Source organism: Streptococcus mitis (assembly GCF_047463435.1).
In the GTDB taxonomy this organism is placed as follows: Bacteria; Bacillota; Bacilli; order Lactobacillales; family Streptococcaceae; genus Streptococcus; species Streptococcus mitis_DS.
Genome location: NZ_JASHDW010000005.1, coordinates 24932 through 43242 on the forward strand (window position 1 = coordinate 24932; position 18311 = coordinate 43242).

19 protein-coding genes are annotated in these 18311 nt (G+C 42.7%); 14 read left to right on the forward strand and 5 right to left on the reverse strand.

Going from position 1 to position 18311, the window contains the following annotated elements:
* Positions 1–28 precede the first annotated feature (28 nt).
* From QM843_RS03975 to folK, 5 genes are all read left to right on the forward strand, one after another.
* A complete protein-coding gene (locus QM843_RS03975; RefSeq protein ID WP_261150488.1) occupies positions 29–736 on the forward strand; it encodes a CPBP family intramembrane glutamic endopeptidase in 708 nt (235 codons plus the stop codon).
* Positions 737–829: 93 nt separating this feature from the next.
* The gene (folP, locus tag QM843_RS03980; RefSeq protein ID WP_261030977.1) at positions 830–1804 is read left to right on the forward strand and encodes a dihydropteroate synthase; all 975 of its coding nucleotides are present in this window, start codon (positions 830–832) and stop codon (positions 1802–1804) included.
* 1 nt (position 1805) lies between these two features.
* Positions 1806–3128, forward strand: a complete 1323-nt coding sequence (locus QM843_RS03985) for a bifunctional folylpolyglutamate synthase/dihydrofolate synthase (protein ID WP_414304548.1) — start codon at positions 1806–1808, stop codon at positions 3126–3128.
* A complete protein-coding gene (gene folE / locus QM843_RS03990; protein WP_000380917.1) occupies positions 3109–3663 on the forward strand; it encodes a GTP cyclohydrolase I FolE in 555 nt (184 codons plus the stop codon). The genes QM843_RS03985 and folE overlap by 20 nt, the downstream gene beginning before the upstream one ends.
* Before the next feature lie 158 nt (positions 3664–3821).
* On the forward strand, positions 3822–4634 hold the full coding sequence (gene folK, locus QM843_RS03995) for a 2-amino-4-hydroxy-6-hydroxymethyldihydropteridine diphosphokinase (RefSeq protein WP_084925336.1): 813 nt from the start codon (positions 3822–3824) through the stop codon (positions 4632–4634).
* Positions 4635–4679: 45 nt separating this feature from the next.
* Here the strand turns inward: folK and QM843_RS04000 are convergent, their stop codons facing one another.
* A complete protein-coding gene (locus QM843_RS04000; protein ID WP_000886035.1) occupies positions 4680–4997 on the reverse strand; it encodes a DUF960 domain-containing protein in 318 nt (105 codons plus the stop codon).
* 237 nt (positions 4998–5234) lie between these two features.
* On the opposite strand from QM843_RS04000, the gene ccpA reads away from it, so the two are divergent.
* Positions 5235–6245: a catabolite control protein A gene (gene ccpA / locus QM843_RS04005; RefSeq protein ID WP_001090628.1), complete on the forward strand. Its 1011-nt coding sequence runs from the start codon at positions 5235–5237 to the stop codon at positions 6243–6245.
* Positions 6246–6448: 203 nt separating this feature from the next.
* On the opposite strand, the gene QM843_RS04010 is transcribed toward ccpA, so the two are convergent.
* The gene (locus QM843_RS04010; RefSeq protein ID WP_414304549.1) at positions 6449–7411 is read right to left on the reverse strand and encodes an asparaginase; all 963 of its coding nucleotides are present in this window, start codon (positions 7409–7411) and stop codon (positions 6449–6451) included.
* A 65-nt stretch (positions 7412–7476) separates the two neighbouring features.
* On the opposite strand from QM843_RS04010, the gene QM843_RS04015 reads away from it, so the two are divergent.
* Positions 7477–8868 (forward strand): Cof-type HAD-IIB family hydrolase, encoded by a 1392-nt coding sequence (locus QM843_RS04015; protein ID WP_049499875.1) that lies wholly within the window; start codon positions 7477–7479, stop codon positions 8866–8868.
* A gap of 207 nt (positions 8869–9075) precedes the next feature.
* On the opposite strand, the gene QM843_RS04020 is transcribed toward QM843_RS04015, so the two are convergent.
* Entirely contained in the window at positions 9076–9528 is a 453-nt protein-coding gene (locus QM843_RS04020; RefSeq protein WP_000079148.1) for a universal stress protein, read from the reverse strand.
* 161 nt (positions 9529–9689) lie between these two features.
* Here QM843_RS04020 and QM843_RS04025 point away from each other — a divergent pair, with 161 nt between their 5' ends.
* The 4 genes from QM843_RS04025 (at position 9690) to QM843_RS04040 (ending at position 13745) form a co-directional block, all read left to right on the forward strand.
* Positions 9690–9992 (forward strand): hypothetical protein, encoded by a 303-nt coding sequence (locus QM843_RS04025; protein ID WP_049502251.1) that lies wholly within the window; start codon positions 9690–9692, stop codon positions 9990–9992.
* A gap of 156 nt (positions 9993–10148) precedes the next feature.
* Positions 10149–11363: a pyridoxal phosphate-dependent aminotransferase gene (locus QM843_RS04030; protein ID WP_000666457.1), complete on the forward strand. Its 1215-nt coding sequence runs from the start codon at positions 10149–10151 to the stop codon at positions 11361–11363.
* Between the two features lie 144 nt (positions 11364–11507).
* Positions 11508–11642 carry a 50S ribosomal protein L34 gene (gene rpmH, locus QM843_RS04035; RefSeq protein WP_000831905.1) on the forward strand — a complete coding sequence of 45 codons (135 nt, stop codon included), beginning with the start codon at positions 11508–11510 and terminating at the stop codon, positions 11640–11642.
* 138 nt (positions 11643–11780) lie between these two features.
* Positions 11781–13745 carry a peptide ABC transporter substrate-binding protein gene (locus QM843_RS04040; RefSeq protein ID WP_261150484.1) on the forward strand — a complete coding sequence of 655 codons (1965 nt, stop codon included), beginning with the start codon at positions 11781–11783 and terminating at the stop codon, positions 13743–13745.
* Between the two features lie 22 nt (positions 13746–13767).
* Here QM843_RS04040 and QM843_RS04045 read toward each other — a convergent pair whose 3' ends face one another.
* A complete protein-coding gene (locus QM843_RS04045) occupies positions 13768–13959 on the reverse strand; it encodes a hypothetical protein (protein ID WP_020903077.1) in 192 nt (63 codons plus the stop codon).
* 73 nt (positions 13960–14032) lie between these two features.
* Entirely contained in the window at positions 14033–15877 is a 1845-nt protein-coding gene (locus QM843_RS04050; protein ID WP_000494451.1) for an APC family permease, read from the reverse strand.
* A 156-nt stretch (positions 15878–16033) separates the two neighbouring features.
* On the opposite strand from QM843_RS04050, the gene QM843_RS04055 reads away from it, so the two are divergent.
* The 3 genes from QM843_RS04055 (at position 16034) to rsmA (ending at position 18310) form a co-directional block, all read left to right on the forward strand.
* Entirely contained in the window at positions 16034–16807 is a 774-nt protein-coding gene (locus tag QM843_RS04055) for a TatD family hydrolase (RefSeq protein ID WP_033684736.1), read from the forward strand.
* Positions 16807–17373 (forward strand): ribonuclease M5, encoded by a 567-nt coding sequence (rnmV, locus tag QM843_RS04060; protein ID WP_414304550.1) that lies wholly within the window; start codon positions 16807–16809, stop codon positions 17371–17373. Before QM843_RS04055 ends, rnmV begins: the two co-directional genes overlap by 1 nt.
* A 64-nt stretch (positions 17374–17437) precedes the next feature.
* Positions 17438–18310 carry a 16S rRNA (adenine(1518)-N(6)/adenine(1519)-N(6))-dimethyltransferase RsmA gene (gene rsmA, locus QM843_RS04065; RefSeq protein ID WP_125430941.1) on the forward strand — a complete coding sequence of 291 codons (873 nt, stop codon included), beginning with the start codon at positions 17438–17440 and terminating at the stop codon, positions 18308–18310.
* Position 18311: the final 1 nt, after the last annotated feature.

An 18311-nucleotide genomic window follows, 5' to 3' on the forward strand; every position in this document is an offset into this window, starting at 1 on the left:
CCCTTTTTTAATATAAAGGAGATGGGTGATGAAAGAGAAAAATATGTGGAAAGAATTATTGAATCGTGCAGGTTGGCTGTTAATCTTTTTGCTGGCGACAATTTTATATCAGATTCCTATAGGGGTTACTGCTATTTTAACTTTAAATGCAGTACCACTGTTGCAGTCAGGACTGATAGTTGCTGGTATTTCGATTGTAGTTTTGGCACTATTTATTTTTGGAGCTCGTAAAACGCAATTAGCAAGTTTTAATTTTTCTTTTTTTAGAGCGAAGGATTTGGCACGTTTGGGCTTGAGTTATTTAGTTATTATCGGGTCAAATATACTTGGTTCTATCTTGTTACAACTGTCAAATGAGACGACAACAGGGAATCAGTCTCAGATTAACGATATGGTTCAGAATAGTTCTCTGATTTCCAGTTTCTTCTTGTTGGCCTTGCTTGCTCCAATTTGTGAGGAAATCTTGTGCCGTGGGATTGTTCCTAAAAAGATTTTCCGAGGCAAGGAGAATTTGGGATTTGTAGTCGGTACGATTGTGTTTGCTTTATTGCATCAACCAAGTAATTTACCTTCTTTATTGATTTATGGAGGTATGTCGATCGTTCTATCTTGGACGGCTTACAAGACCCAACGTTTGGAAATGTCTATCTTACTTCACATGATTGTGAATGGGGTTGCTTTCTGTTTGTTGGCTCTCGTGGTGATTTTGAGTCGGACATTAGGGATCTCTGTTTAAGATTTTTGACAATTGCTTACTTGTTTCTACTGGGAAAAAGATGAATGCAATCGTGTCCATCTTTTTCTTTTTATGGTAAAATAGAGAAATAATATGGTGAAAAGCCTTGAGGGAGTGACCGATATGTCAAGTAAAGCCAATCATGCAAAGACAGCTATTTGCGGAATTATCAATGTAACCCCAGACTCCTTTTCGGACGGTGGTCAATTTTTTGCTCTTGAGCAAGCACTCCAGCAGGCTCGTAAATTGATAGCAGAAGGAGCCAGCATGCTAGATATCGGCGGAGAATCGACTCGGCCGGGAAGCAGCTATGTTGAGATAGAAGAGGAAATCCAGCGTGTTGTTCCAGTGATTAAAGCGATTCGCAAGGAAAGTGATGTCCTCATCTCTATTGATACTTGGAAAAGTCAGGTGGCAGAGGCTGCTTTGGCTGCTGGTGCCAATCTAGTCAATGATATCACTGGTCTCATGGGTGATGAAAAAATGGCCCATGTGGTTGCTAAGGCTGGAGCGAAAGTAATCATTATGTTTAATCCAGTCATGGCTCGACCTCAGCATCCTAGCTCGCTCATCTTTCCTCATTTTGGTTTTGGACAAGCTTTTACAGAGGAAGAGTTAGCTGACTTTGAAAAATTGCCAATCGAAGAGTTGATGGAGACTTTTTTTGAACGAGCACTAGCGAGAGCAGAGGAAGCTGGGATTGCTCAAGAAAACATCCTGCTGGATTCAGGAATTGGCTTTGGTCTGACCAAGAAAGAAAATCTGCTTCTTTTACGGGATCTGGATAAACTACATCAGAAAGGCTATCCAATCTTTCTCGGAGTGTCGCGCAAGCGGTTTGTCATCAATATTCTTGAAGAAAATGGTTTTGAAGTCAATCCTGAGACAGAACTTGGTTTCCGCAATCGAGATACGGCTTCGGCTCATGTAACCAGTATCGCTGCGAGACAGGGTGTGGAAGTGGTGCGCGTGCATGATGTAGTTAGTCACAGGATGGCAGTTGAAATTGCCTCCGCCATTCGTCTGGCTGATGAAGCGGAAGATTTAGATTTAAAACAATATAAATAAGATGAAAGAAATTCAAAACAATCAGTGGATTGCTAACTACCGGACGGACCAACCGCATTTTGGCTTGGAACGAATGGAGGAACTATTAGCTTTGCGTGGCAATCCCCATCTCAAACTCAAGGTCATCCATATCGGAGGGACCAATGGCAAGGGTTCTACCATTGCTTTTTTGAAAAATATGCTGGAAAAGCTAGGGCTGAGAGTTGGTGTGTTCAGCTCGCCCTATCTCATTCATTATACAGACCAGATTAGCATCAATGGGAAATCTATTCCCGAGGCTAGACTCGAAACTCTCATGGCAGACTATCAGTCTTTGCTGGAGGGAGAAGCGGCCGCTAATTTACAAGGTACAACCGAGTTTGAGATTATCACAGCTATAGCCTATGACTACTTTGCCTCAGAGCAAGTAGATGTGGCCATCATGGAAGTGGGGATGGGTGGACTTTTAGATAGTACCAATGTCTGCCAGCCAATTTTAACAGGCATCACGACCATTGGACTGGATCATGTAGCCCTACTTGGGGACACCTTGGAGGCCATAGCAGAGCAGAAAGCTGGTATTATCAAACAAGGAATTCCCTTGGTGTCAGGTCGCATTTCTCCAGAAGCGTTGGCTGTGATTGACCGCATTGCGGAAGGGAAAGATGCGCCGAGACTTGCCTGTGGGAAAGATTATCAGGTTCGTCATCAAGAGAGTGTGGTAACGGGTGAAGTATTTGACTATACCAGTGCTGTCAGACAAGGTCGTTTCCAGACTGGCCTGCTTGGTTTGCACCAGATAGAGAATGCAGGGATGGCCATAGCTTTACTTGATACTTTTTGTCAAGAAGATGGGCGAGAACTAGCGAGTAATGATTTGGTTTCTCAAGCCTTGGAAGAAACCAGGTGGCCAGGGCGTTTGGAGGTCGTGTCGAGAGAACCCTTGATGATCTTGGACGGGGCCCACAATCCTCATGCTATCAAGGCTTTATTGGCAACCTTACAAGAACGCTTTGCGGATTATCATAAGGAAATCCTCTTTACCTGCATCAAAACCAAGGCCTTGGAAGATATGTTGGATTTGTTGGAGGAAATCCCAGATACCGAGCTTACCCTGACACATTTTGACGATAGTCGGGCGACTGATGAAAGCGTGCTGAAAGAGGCAGCTAAGTCTAGAAATCTCAGCTACCAGGGGTGGCAGGATTTTCTAGAGCAGAAATTGACAGATAAAAAAGAAGAGAAAAAAACAGTTAGGATTGTCACGGGTTCCTTGTATTTCTTGAGCCAAGTGAGAGCCTATCTGATGGAGAGGAAGAACGAGAATGGATACACAAAAAATTGAAGCAGCTGTAAAAATGATTATCGAGGCTGTAGGAGAGGACGCTAACCGCGAGGGTTTGCAGGAAACACCTGCTCGTGTAGCCCGTATGTACCAAGAGATTTTTTCAGGTCTTGGTCAAACAGCGGAGGAACATTTGTCAAAATCCTTTGAGATTATTGACGATAATATGGTGGTAGAAAAGGATATTTTTTTCCATACCATGTGTGAACACCACTTCTTGCCATTTTATGGTAGAGCACATATTGCCTACATTCCAGATGGTCGTGTGGCAGGTTTGTCTAAGCTAGCCCGTACGGTTGAAGTTTATTCTAAAAAACCACAAATTCAAGAACGTTTGAATATCGAAGTGGCCGATGCCTTGATGGAGTATCTAGGTGCTAAAGGAGCCTTTGTTGTCATTGAGGCGGAACATATGTGTATGAGCATGCGTGGTGTCAGAAAACCAGGAACTGCAACCTTGACGACAGTAGCTAGAGGTCTATTTGAAACAGATAAGGACCTTCGAGACCAAGCTTATCGTTTAATGGGACTATAATACTCTTCGAAAATCAAATTCAAACCACGTCAGCTTTCATCTGCAACCTCAAAACAGTGTTTTGAGCAGCCTGCGGCTAGCTTTCTAGTTTGCATTTTGATTTTCATTGAGTATAAAAAAAATTCGCTTGAAGCGGATTTTTCTAGAAAGGAATCATTATGGATCAACTGCAGATTAAGGATTTGGAAATTTTTGCCTATCATGGTCTTTTTCCTAGTGAGAAAGAATTAGGGCAAAAGTTTGTCGTTTCAGCTATCCTATTCTATGATATGACTAAGGCGGCTACAGAATTGGATTTAACAGCTTCTGTCCATTATGGAGAACTGTGTCAGCAGTGGACGACTTGGTTTCAGGAGAGCACTGAAGATTTGATTGAAACGGTAGCCTACAAACTGGTAGAACGTACCTTTGAGGCTTATCCTCTTGTCCAAGAAATAAAGCTGGAACTGAAAAAGCCTTGGGCACCAGTGCATTTGCCACTAGATACTTGCTCGGTAACCATTCATCGCCGCAAGCAACGGGCCTTTATCGCCCTAGGAAGCAATATGGGAGATAAACAAGCAAACTTGAAACAAGCCATTGAGAAAATGCGAGCTCGAGGTATCCATATTCTCAAAGAGTCCAGTGTCTTGACGACGGAGCCTTGGGGTGGTGTGGAGCAAGATAGCTTTGCTAATCAAGTGGTTGAGGTTGAAACCTGGTTGCCGGCCCCAGTTCTATTAGAGAACTTGTTAGACATTGAGTCAGAGATGGGACGGGTGAGAGAAGTACATTGGGGGCCTCGTTTGATTGATTTGGACTTGCTCTTTGTGGAGGACCAGGTCCTTTATACAGATGACCTTATTTTGCCCCATCCTTACATAGCGGAACGCCTTTTTGTTCTTGAGTCTCTACAAGAAATTGCGCCTCATTTTATCCATCCGACATTAAAGCAACCGATCCGCAACTTGTATAATGCTTTGAAACAATAGAAAAAACTCTAGTTTTCAGTCGCTTGTAACTGAAGGCTAGAGTTTTTAAAATAGGTCATTTTCTTCTGGGAGGAGGATAGTTTCTCTACCGTCCATATCTAAAACCAGGACTCTCGGGGGATAAAGAGGGTCAAAGGGATGGTTAAAATCAAAATCAATGGCTGTAGGGAGGTGTTGACTTGAGAAGTGGAAGGTAATTTTTCCTTGGTTATTGAGCAATTGAAACTCAAGTTCTTCTTCCAATTCAAAGACATTTTTTAAGAAGTGGTCGATGATATACCAAAAAGAGTCAATAACGTCATCAGGCAAGCTGGTAACAATGCCAAAACTAGCCGATCGCATGTGGGTATTGGTAAAAGCCATATTTCTACCCCCTTTCTTTCCCTTATCATACAGCAAATAGGATTAAAAATCAAGAAAAGGTAATTTTTTCTTCATAAACATAGTTTTCTATGAAATTTTTTTCAAATAATCTTCAAAAAATACTTGAAAGTGTTTACAAATAGTGATAAAATGGAATAAGTAGAAGCATGAAAACGAAATTTTCATACCGTCTCTTTTTTTGGAGTCTCGTGAGGTATGATATAGAAAGGAAATGGAATGAATACAGACGATACAGTAACGATTTATGATGTCGCCCGTGAAGCAGGAGTTTCAATGGCGACAGTTAGCCGTGTAGTCAATGGCAATAAGAATGTAAAAGAGAATACCCGTAAAAAAGTGCTTGAGGTAATTGACCGTTTGGATTACCGTCCAAATGCCGTGGCGCGTGGTCTTGCAAGTAAAAAGACAACCACTGTCGGAGTTGTGATTCCAAATATTACCAATGGTTATTTCTCAACGCTTGCTAAAGGGATTGATGATATCGCTGAAATGTACAAGTATAATATTGTCCTTGCTAATAGTGATGAGGATGATGACAAGGAAGTTTCAGTTGTCAATACATTGTTTTCTAAGCAAGTAGATGGTATCATCTTTATGGGCTACCACTTGACTGAAAAAATTCGTTCAGAGTTTTCTCGTTCTCGGACACCAGTTGTTCTTGCAGGAACTGTGGATGTAGAACATCAGCTTCCAAGTGTTAATATTGACTACAAACAAGCAACGATTGATGCAGTAACCTACCTTGCTAAAGAGAACGAGCGCATTGCTTTCGTTAGTGGTCCGCTAGTGGATGACATCAATGGTAAGGTTCGTTTGGTTGGCTACAAGGAAGCCTTGAAAAAAGCAGGGATTTCTTATAGCGAAGGATTGGTATTTGAGTCTAAATACACTTATGAAGATGGCTATGCCTTGGCAGAACGCTTGATTTCATCAAACGCAACTGCAGCAGTTGTAACAGGTGATGAACTAGCAGCAGGTGTCTTGAACGGCCTTGCTGATAAGGGGGTGTCAGTACCAGAAGAGTTTGAAATCATTACTAGTGATGATTCACAGGTCTCTCGCTTTACCCGTCCAAACTTGACAACTATTGCCCAACCTCTTTATGACCTTGGTGCTATTAGTATGCGTATGTTGACTAAGATTATGCACAAGGAAGAGTTGGAAGAACGTGAAGTTCTCTTACCTCATGGTTTGACAGAACGTCGTTCAACACGAAAACGGAAATAGAAAAAATCAGGGAATCGTGAAGATTTCCTGATTTGTTTTTAGAGGAGGGAATTATACTCAATGAAAATCAAAGTGCAAACTAGGAAGCTAACCACAGGTTGCTCAAAGTACTGCTTTGAGGTTGTAGATGAAACTGACGAAGTCAGTAACCATACGTACGGTAAGGCGACGTTGATGCGGTTTGAAGAGATTTTCGAAGAGTATTAGCCTTCCATATAGTCTTTCAAAGCCTGTCCTGTTAGTCCGGCATTGAGGGCGATGAGGAGTTTCAAACGGGCTTTTTGGGCGTTGAGTTCTTTAACAAAGAAGACACCAGATTTTTGCAACTGCACGCCCCCACCTTGGTAGGCATAAACAGGCTCAGCGATACCGTTAAAGCATCGTGAAACCAGGGCGACTGGGATTCCTTTTTGCAGAAGGCTTTCTAATTTTTGAGCCGTTTCTTTGGGAATATTACCAGCTCCGAAGGCTTGGATAATCAAACCGTCCAATTGATCTAAATCCAGCATATCAATCAGCTCATCTGTCATACCAGCATAAGCCGAGATAATAGGGACTAAACCTTGTATGTGATCAAGGTCAAAGCGAACACGAGGTTCAGCTGTTTTAAAGTAGAGGATTTCGTGTTTCATAATCAGACCAAGTGGCCCGTGTGTTGGAGTCTGGAAGGTGCTGACGTTGGTTGTATGCGTTTTGGTAACATACTTGGCAGCGTGGATTTCATCGTTCATAACGACCAAAACTCCTTTGTCAGCAGCTCTGTCATCGCTAGCCACTCGTAAAGCGCTCAGATAATTATAAACACCGTCACTACCGAGTTCGTTGGAGCTGCGCATGGCACCTGTTAGAACGATAGGCATATGGGGAACTTCCATGGTATCAAGGAAATAAGCTGTTTCCTCTAAAGTATCGGTCCCGTGTGTGATCACCACTCCATCGTAGTTATCTGCTTCATCTTTGATTTTTTGGTAGAGGGCCAGCATATGCTTGGGTTTGATATGGGGGCTTGGCAGGTTAAAAAAGTCCAAGGCGTGGACTTGGATTCCTTCAAGAGGATTGGACACATGGTTCATGGGATTATCTGAACTCGTCACAACAGCGCCAGAAGCATCGGCTTGCATGGAAATAGTTCCACCCGTATGTAAAACAAGGATTTTCTTAGGCATGATTTACTCACTCTTTCTGAAATGTGGTATAATCATTGTATCACAAAAGGGGAGATTGGGATAGGATGGAAGTCAAAGCTGTTTTTTTTGATATCGATGGAACCTTGGTTAACGATCGCAAGAGTGTTTTGAAATCCACTAAGGACGCGATTAAGATTGTCAAAGAACAAGGGGTGCTAGTTGGTGTAGCGACAGGGCGAGGACCTTTTTTTGTTAAGGAATTGATGGACGATTTGGATCTGGACTTTGCGGTAACCTACAATGGCCAGTATATCTTTACTAAAGACAGAGTCTTGTTCACGAGCCCAATTTCCAAGTTACATTTGCGCCAGCTCATTACGTATGCTAAAAAAGAGGGCAAGGAGATTGCCCTAGGGACCAAGGATGCTATGCTGGGTTCTAAAATCATGTCCTTTGGTCTGGGTTCTTTTTCCCAACGAATCAGTCGCTTCGTTCCCTCTGTTTTAACTCGGACAGTGAGTTATTCCTTTAATCGTATGGTCAGCAAGGTTGTTCCCCAAAAGGAAGAAGACCTGCTTGATCTAATGAATCAGCCTATCTACCAAGTCTTGATGCTGATGACGCCAGAAGAATCTGAGAAGGCAGCAGCTGATTTTGAAGACTTGAAATTGACACGTAGCAATCCTTTTGCAGCGGATGTCATCAATCAAGGAAATTCTAAATTGGAAGGCATTCGACGAGTTGGGAAAGAATATGGTTTTGACCTCAACCAAGTGATGGCCTTTGGTGATTCGGATAACGACCTTGAAATGCTGGCTGGTGTCGGTATGTCAGTTGCTATGGGAAATGGTAGTAGCAGTGTCAAGGAAGTTGCCAAACACATCACCACCAGCAATCAGCAAGACGGAATCCACAAGGCCTTGGAACATTTTGGTGTTTTGGCTTCAGAAAAAGTCTTTGTCAGCCGTGACTATCATTTCAATAAGGTCAAGACCTTCCACCACATGATGGATGAACGAACCCAAGAAGAACCTCGAGCTTGGGATTTAGAAGGTGCAACCCACAGGGCTGGCTTTAAAATAGAAGAATTGGTGGAGTTTGTTCGAGCTGCCAGTCCTTCTGAAGAGGACTTTGGTCAAGCTCTATCGCAACTTCATCAGGCTCTTGATAAGGCAGCAGAGAAAGTAGCCAAGAAGACACCTGCCCAGCAAGATTTGGTAGGGCAGGTGGATGCCCTGATTGACACGCTTTATTTTACCTATGGTAGCTTTGTTTTGATGGGGGTGGACCCAGAACGTATTTTTGATATCGTCCATCAGGCCAATATGGGGAAAATTTTTCCAGATGGCAAGGCTCATTTTGATCCAGTGACCCATAAAATCTTAAAACCAGATGATTGGGAAGAAAAATATGCTCCAGAACCTGCTATTAAAAAGGAACTGCAGCGCCAGCTCAAGGCTTATGAACGCCATAAAGAGAGAAATAATACTCAATGAAAATCAAAGAGCAAACTAGGAAACTAGCCGCAGGCTGCTCAAAACACTGTTTTGAGGTTGCAGATAGAACTGACGAAGTCAGCTCAAAACACTGTTTTGAGGTTGCAGATAGAACTGACGAAGTCAGTAACATATATACGGCAAGGCGACGTTGACGTTAGTATAAATAGTAAACAAAAAGGAGCGCTGAGCTCCTTTTCTTTGTGATTATAAGGTTTTTTCTTGTTCTCTCACAACCAGCAAATCAACCTTAGCATGGCGGAGGATGTATTCAGATGAAGAACCGACCAAGAGGCGTTCAAAGGCGTTGAGACCAGTTGCGCCAACGAGGATGAGGTCCACTTCCTCAGCATCGGGAATAGTACGTGCCAGTAGAGTTTTTGGATTTCCCATTTCAATGACGATATGAACATCTGCCACACCAGCATCTTTAGCACGTTTTTCGTACTCTTTCATCAAACTTTCAGCGTCGACTTGGAGTTCTTCGTAAACTTCAGCATCAAAGGTGGATACGCTTTGGAGTGCGCGTGTGTCAATGACATGTGCGATGGTGAGTTTAGCGTCGTTTCGTAGAGCAGAATGAACTCCCTTGACAAAAGCCAAGTCTGCTTCTTTAGAACCATCGATTGCGACCATGATATTTTGGTAACGTTGTGCCATAATGAAACCTCCTGAAATTTTCTTACTATAATTGTAAACCTTTTCACTATAGAAGTAAAGCAAAAAAAGTATTTTTCAAAAGAATGTTATCGATTAAAATCTATATAAATATATGATAAAATAAAAGAAAGGATAGCAGGAAAGAAGTGAAGGGAGGGAGAATGATGAAGCACTCTTTTCAAGAAACAAAAAAATCAAATTTCCTTTATTATGGAATCATCCTAGTTTCAGTCTTGCTAGAAGTTATCATGATCTGGCAATTAGAGAAGCTAATTCCGCTTCTCTATCCAGGTTTTGTTGGCTTTTTAGTCTTTCACCTACTCTACCATCTAATCTTATTCCTAGTCGCTAAACGAAGTGGGCGTTGGGATTACTTGATGATATGGGGGCTTTTCCTCATGTTCAATCTTCTCTATGACTCCTTTTTAGGCTTGCTTTTTCTAGGTTTATCTTTTGGTATGTGATGTGACTTTCGCAAAATACCTGCTATCTCCCCTGTCTTGGCCTCGCTTTTAGCGAGGCTTTTCTTCTGTAGGATTTTAGTGACACATTTCAGTAAACTTGTCGCATTCTCTTTCTAGTGGTATAATGTTACTATCCTGACGAATTGAGGAAACAAGATGAAAGAATATAACAAGTCTAGTAAGTTAGAGCATGTTGCTTATGATATCCGTGGTCCTGTTTTGGAAGAAGCCATGCGGATGCGAGCAAACGGAGAAAAGATTTTACGTCTGAATACAGGAAATCCAGCAGAATTTGGCTTTACAGCGCCAGACGAGGTCATTCATGACTTGATTATGAATGCGCGTGATAGTGAAGGATATTCTGACTCCAAAGGGATTTTCTCAGCCCGTAAGGCTATCATGCAGTATTGCCAATTGAAGAAATTCCCAAACGTAGATATTGATGATATCTACCTTGGAAATGGTGTCAGTGAGTTGATTGTCATGTCCATGCAGGGGCTTTTGGACAATGGAGACGAGGTCTTGGTGCCAATGCCAGACTATCCCCTTTGGACAGCGGCTGTCAGCCTAGCTGGAGGAAATGCCGTTCACTATATCTGTGATGAAGCTGCAGAATGGTACCCAGATATTGACGATATCAAGTCAAAAATCACTTCTAATACCAAGGCAATCGTCCTTATCAATCCAAACAACCCAACTGGAGCCCTTTATCCTAAGGAACTCTTGTTGGAGATTATTGAGATTGCCCGTCAAAACGATTTGATTATCTTTGCGGATGAAATTTACGACCGCATGGTCATGGATGGACATGTGCATACGCCTGTGGCGAGTCTGGCACCAGATGTCTTCTGTGTCAGCATGAATGGCCTGTCAAAATCCCACCGTATTGCTGGTTTCCGTGTGGGTTGGATGGTCTTGTCTGGACCTAAGACACACGTTAAAGGCTATATCGAAGGGCTCAATATGCTATCCAATATGCGCCTTTGCTCTAACGTTTTGGCCCAACAAGTCGTACAAACTTCCTTGGGTGGTCACCAATCAGTTGATGAATTGCTCCTTCCTGGTGGACGAATTTACGAGCAAAGAAATTTCATTTACAATGCCATTCAAGATATTCCAGGTTTGTCTGCGGTTAAACCTAAAGCTGGACTCTATATCTTCCCTAAAATCGACCGCAATATGTACCGTATCGATGATGATGAACAGTTTGTTCTTAATTTCTTGAAGCAGGAAAAGGTTCTCTTGGTTCATGGTCGAGGCTTTAACTGGCAGGAACCAGACCACTTCCGTATCGTTTACCTTCCTCGTGTTGATGAACTGGCCCAAATCCAAGAAAAGATGACTCGTTTCTTGAAACAGTATCGTAGATAGGGCTTACATTCGAAAAAGCTGGAAACATTTGCCTAGGGCTATTGACAAAAGTGAAAGAATCAGATAGAATAGTAAAGTATGTTTAGTAACTGATCACTTTATAGCCGGCTAAACGAATACAAAATCTATGAGGAGGTATTCATCGTGAAACGTACTTATCAACCAAGTAAACTTCGTCGTGCGCGCAAACACGGATTCCGTAACCGTATGTCAACTAAAAACGGTCGTCGCGTATTGGCAGCTCGTCGTCGTAAAGGACGCAAAGTTTTGGCTGCATAATCCAAACGAATTATATCAAAAATCAGTAGGAACTCGAGTCTACTGATTTTTATTTTTGTAAAAAAAGTTAAAAAGGCTTTATATTTTTGCTCAAATAGTGTATAATATTTCACATACTGTAAAAAATGGAGAATAATCATGAAGAAATCAAAAGTTATGCTTTTTGGAGCTATGGCTTTGACAGCAGGTCTAGCTCTAGCGGCATGTGGGGCATCCCAATCAAGCAATGCAGACAAGACTTACTCTTATATCTTTGTCAATAACCCAGATACCTTGGATTATATTACCTCTACACGAGACTCTACATCTAGTATCACAACCAACTTGGTTGATGGTTTGTTGGAAAATGACCAGTATGGCAATCTCATCCCATCTATGGCTGAGTCATGGACCGTGTCAAAAGATGGTTTGACTTACACTTATAAAATCCGTCAGGGGGCTAAATGGTACACTTCTGAAGGAGAAGAGTATGCGGATGTGACGGCTCATGATTTTGTGACTGGTCTCAAGTATGCGGCTGATAAAAAAGCTGAGAACTTGTACTTGGTTCAAGACTCTATCAAGGGACTAGCAGACTATGTTGAAGGGAAATCATCTGATTTTGGAACTGTTGGTGTTAAGGCGGTGGATGATTACACACTACAATACACCCTCAACCAACCTGAGACTTATTGGAACTCTAAAACAACAGCAAGTATCCTTAGTCCTGTAAATGAAGCCTTCTTGAAGTCTCAGGGAGATGACTTTGGAAGTGTGACACCATCAAGTATTTTGTCAAATGGTCCTTACTTGTTTAAATCCTTCACATCAAAATCTTTGATTGAATTTGATAAAAACCCTAATTACTGGGATAAGGATAATGTTAAAATCGAGAAAGTGAAACTCTCTTTCTTTGACGGTTCTGACCAAGACAGCATTGCTAGAGGTTTCTTGGATGGTAACTATACAGATGGTCGTATCTTCCCAACAAGTTCAGTCTTTGCTGAACTCAAGAAGGGAAATGAGGACAAGATTACCTATACACCACAAAACTCAGTTACTTTCTATTATCTTTTCAACGTGAATCGTCAAAGCTACAAGCAAACTATGAAACAGTCTGATAAGGAAAAGACAGATTCACGCGCAGCTATGCAAAATAAAGATTTCCGTCAGGCTATCAACTTTGCCTTTGACCGTCATGCTTATGCAGCGCAGACAAATGGTGAAGATGGAGCAGACCGTATCTTGCGTAACACGATTACACCAAGTAACTTTGTCCAAGTTGGTGATAAGAACTTCGGTGATATTGTCAATGAAAAAATTGTCAATTACGGTAAAGATTGGGCAAATATCAATCTAAACGATGGTAAGCAAGCCTTCTTGAACCCTGACAAGGCCAAAGAAAAATTTGCTAAGGCTAAAGAAAGTCTGCAAGCTCAGGGAGTAACCTTCCCAATTCATTTGGATATGCCAGTTGACCAGACTGCTAAATTAGATGTGCAACAGGCTGGATCTTTCAAACAAACAGTGGAAGAAACTCTTGGTAAGGAGAATGTAGTTATCGACGTTATCCAACTTTCTCCAGATGAAAAAGACCAAGCAACCTACTTTGCAGATACAGCAGAACAAAAAGACTACGATATCGACATCTCAGGATGGGGTGGAGACTACTCAGACCCTAAGACTTACCTAGCTATTCTTGATCCAGAGACAGGCTCTCAGTTGAAAAACATGGGCTTGTCTGAAGGAAAAGACAAGGAAGTCAAGGACAAGATTGGTCTTGCTGACTACAAGAAACTCTTGGATCAGGCTGATGCGGAAATCACAGATACTCAAGCTCGCTATGAAAAATATGCTGAAGCCCAAGCTTGGTTGACAGATAGTGCCCTCTTCCTACCAGTTCAAAGTGGTGGAGCTAACCCAATCTTCCGTAAGACTGTACCGTTTACAGGACCATTCTCATTCGTTGGTCATAAGGGAAATGCGGACAACTACAAATATGTTGAATTGCAAAAAGAGCCAGTCACTGCTAAACAGTACCAAGAACTCTATGAAAAATGGCTGAAAGAAAAAGCTGAGTCAAATAAAAAAGCTCAGGAAGATTTAGCTAACCACATTCAATGATATTCCTAGTCATGCTTTTCAGTTAATACTCTTCGAAAATCTCTTCAAACCACGTCAGCGTTGCCTTACCGTATATATGGTTACTGACTTCGTCAGTTCTATCTGCAACCTCAAAACAGTGTTTTGAGCTGACTTCGTCAGTTTCATCTACGACCTCAAAGCAGTGCTTTGAGCAGCCTGCGGCTAGCTTCCTAGTTTGCTCTTTGATTTTCATTGAGTATAAGCATAGTGAATGGATTCAGAAAAAGGCCTTACCAGAGCTTCTTGCTTCTGGTAGGGCCTTTTCTTTATTCTTTTAAGTGATAGGAATAGCTAGCGACAACGACGTCTTGGTGCCAACGAAGGGCGTATTTGAGTTTGAGACTCATCTGATTGTGTAGGATATTTTGCCAAGGTTTATTAGGGATAAACTGGGGTACCAGAACAGTGACTGTATAGTTCTTTTTCTGGGCATCCTCAGAGATTCGTTTGACATACTTGACAGTAGGGGTGATGATGTCGCGGTAGCTGGTCTTGATGTTCTTCAGAGTAATGGTTGGGAAGTAATCGGCAAATTCTTGGAGAATTTCTTGGTCTTTCTCTGCTGTTTCCTTAGTAGAAATGTGCATGGCTAAGACTTCATCACCGATACTTTGAGCGTAGTTAATGGCTCCGACGCTAACTCGGGTGACATTTCCTACTAGGACGAGGACAAGATTGCCATCGTAGGTACGTTTTTCGATGCCTTCATAGAGACGTAGTTGTTGGGCCACTTTTTGGTAATGACTGTGAATGGCCAAGAAAAGTAGGGTGAGTACGAGAATAATCGGGAAGAAAGGCCAGATATCACTGAGACGGAAAAAGAGCAGGATCAGCACGATAGCGTAGCAAATGATGGCTCCAAGGATATTGGCAAGGGCAGGTTTTAAGAAATTTGTCCCTTTTTCTTTTTTCCAATGGCGAATCATCCCAGTCTGAGATAGGGCGAAGGGAACGAAGACCCCGATAGTATAAAGGGGAATCAAACGTTCGGTATTGCCATTAAAAATGAGAAGAAGAATCATAGCCCCAAATGCCAGAGTTAAAATTCCATTAGAGTAGCCTAGGCGGTCTCCTTTTTCCATAAAGAGATGGGGCATGTATTTGTTTTTAGCCATATTGTAAGCTAGCATAGGGAAGGCCGAAAAGCCGGTATTTGCAGCTACGGCCAAAATTAAGGCTGTGGAGAATTGGAAGGTATAATAGCCAAGGTGGCCTAAGAAGGAATTACCAAGGATACCTTGAGCCATCTGTGAGAGGATGGTTTCTCCGTGTTGCGGCATAATTCCCATCCAGTAGTTTAGGAAGGTAATACCAGCAAACAGAAAACCTAAAATCAGTGACATGATGGTCAAGGTCTGAGCTGCATTCTTTTCTTTCGGAGCCTTGAAAAAGGGAACGGCATTTGAAATAGCTTCAACCCCTGTCAGAGAGGCAGAACCACTGGTAAAGGCTCTTAGAATGAGAACGATAGACAGACTCGGTACAGCATGCCCGATAGGAGAAGTTGCCTGATAGCTGAGAGAACCAGTTACTAGTTGAAAGATTCCATAGAGCAAGAGAAAGACAGTACTGATGATAAAGAGATAGACAGGAATCATCAGTGAACTGGCAGATTCTTTTAAGCCCCGTAAATTCAAGAGCATAAGCAAACAAACTAGAAAAATGGAAATGTGGAGGTTGTAAGGGTGGAGAGCAGGGAGAGCTGCTGTGATAGCATCGGCTCCAGATGACACCGATACCGCCACAGTCAGCATGTAGTCAACCAGCAGACTACCTCCAGCAATTAAGCCAAGTTCGGGAGATAGATTTTCTCGAGTAACCATATAGGCCCCTCCTCCTTGAGGGTAGGCATGGATGATTTGACGGTAGGAGACGGTCAGGCTAGCTAGGAGCAGGAGGACAAAGAGGCCGATAGGAAGACTCCACCATATCGCAAGAGGAGAGAGACTAGCCAAGACGAGGACTACTTGCTCAGGCCCATAGGCAATGGAAGATAGAGCGTCGCTTGACAACATGGCCAAGGCCTGCATTTTTCCCAGCAGACCTCCCTCGCCTTCTGTTAAGGACTTAAGAGGACGACCGATAAAGGTCTGTTTTAATTTTGTAAACATTGTATTTTCCTTTTCTGAAAATTTCAATAAGTGCTATTATACTGCTTTGGGAAAATAGCGTCAAGAGACGACGATGGATTTTAGAATATTTTGTACAGATGAGGAGAGAGGGCAGTTTTTTGGTATAATAGAAGATAGAAAACGAGGTTAGAAGAGATGATTTTTGATACACATACACACTTGAATGTAGAAGAATTTGCAGGTCATGAGGCAGAAGAAATCGCCTTAGCTGCTGAGATGGGTGTGACACAGATGAATATTGTTGGTTTTGATAAACCGACGATTGAGCGTGCCTTGGAGTTGGTAGATGAGTATGACCAGCTCTATGCGACTATTGGTTGGCATCCGACAGAAGCAGGGACTTACACGGAGGAGATTGAAGCCTACTTGCTTGATAAGCTCAAGCATCCCAAGGTTGTTGCTTTAGGTGAGATTGGTTTGGACTACCATTGGATGACAGCGCCAAAAGAGGTGCAGGAGCAGGTTTTTCGCCGTCAGATTCAGTTATCTAAGGACTTGGATTTACCTTTTGTTGTCCATACTCGTGATGCGCTGGAAGATACCTATGAGATTATCAAAAGTGAGGGCGTTGGTCCTCGTGGTGGGATTATGCACTCATTTTCAGGGACTCTTGAGTGGGCAGAGAAGTTTGTCGCGCTTGGCATGACTATTTCCTTCTCAGGAGTGGTGACTTTTAAGAAGGCCACCGACATCCAAGAGGCGGCTAGAGAACTTCCTTTGGACAAGATTTTGGTGGAGACGGATGCGCCTTACTTGGCTCCTGTTCCTAAACGTGGTCGTGAAAATAAAACAGCCTACACTCGCTATGTAGTGGACTTTATCGCCGACTTACGTGGTATGACGACAGAAGAGCTAGCGGCGATAACAACTGCAAATGCAGAACGAATTTTTGGATTGGACAGCAAGTAATGAAAGAAAAAATTTCCCAAGTTATCGTGGTCGAAGGGCGCGATGATACGGCCAATCTCAAACGCTATTTCGATGTAGAGACCTATGAGACACGAGGTTCTGCCATCAATGAGCAAGATATTGCACGTATTCAGCGCCTACATGAGCTTCATGGAGTCATTGTCTTTACAGACCCAGATTTTAATGGGGAGCGGATTCGTCGCATGATTATGACGGCTATTCCAACAGTTCAGCATGCCTTCCTCAAACGAGATGAAGCTGTTCCCAAGTCCAAGACCAAGGGCCGTTCTCTGGGAATTGAGCATGCCAGCTATGAAGACCTGAAAATGGCTCTAGCTCAGATTACAGAACAATTTGAACATGAGAGTCAGTTTGATATCAGTCGTAGCGACTTGATTCGCCTTGGTTTTCTAGCAGGGGCAGACAGCCGTAAGCGTAGAGAATATCTAGGAGAGGCTATCCGAATCGGCTATTCCAACGGCAAGCAACTCCTCAAACGCCTAGAGTTGTTTGGGATCACCTTGGCAGAAGTGGAAGAAGCTATGAAATCTTATGAGGATAGCTAAGCAGACCCCAAATGTAAGGGGAATGTGTTACAATAGAAGTAACAGATAATAGAAAAGAGAATAGATGAGAATTGCAGATTATAGCGTGACCAAGGCAGTGCTGGAGCGTCACGGTTTTACTTTTAAAAAGTCCTTCGGGCAAAATTTTTTGACGGATACCAATATCCTTCAAAAGATTGTAGATACAGCTGAGATTGATGACCAGGTCAATGTCATTGAAATCGGGCCAGGGATTGGTGCCTTGACGGAATTTTTGGCTGAGCGTGCAGCTGAGGTCATGGCCTTTGAGATTGACCATCGTTTGGTACCGATTTTGGCAGATACCCTGCGTGATTTTGATAATGTGACAGTGGTCAACGAGGACATTCTCAAGGTTGATTTGGCACAACATATCCAGAATTTTAAAAATCCTAACCTGCCAATCAAGGTAGTGGCTAACTTGCCTTACTACATCACGACACCTATTCTCATGCACTTGATTGAGAGTGGGATTCCTTTTAGTGAGTTTGTTGTTATGATGCAGAAAGAAGTGGCAGACCGAATTTCAGCTCAGCCAAACACCAAGGCCTACGGTAGCTTGTCGATTGCGGTTCAGTATTACATGACAGCCAAGGTTGCCTTTATCGTGCCTCGTACGGTCTTTGTGCCAGCGCCAAATGTGGACTCTGCTATCTTAAAAATGGTCCGCTGTCCAGAACCTGCCGTAGCAGTGGAAGATGAGAACTTCTTCTTTAAGGTTTCCAAGGCAAGTTTCACCCATCGCCGCAAGACCTTGTGGAATAACTTGACAGGTTACTTTGGCAAGACTGAGGAAGTCAAGGACAAGCTGACTAAGGCTCTAGACAAAGCAGGCTTGTCACCAAATGTACGTGGGGAAGCTCTCAGCTTGGCAGAATTTGCCAGCCTAGCAGACGCGCTTAAAGGGCAAGGACTCTAAG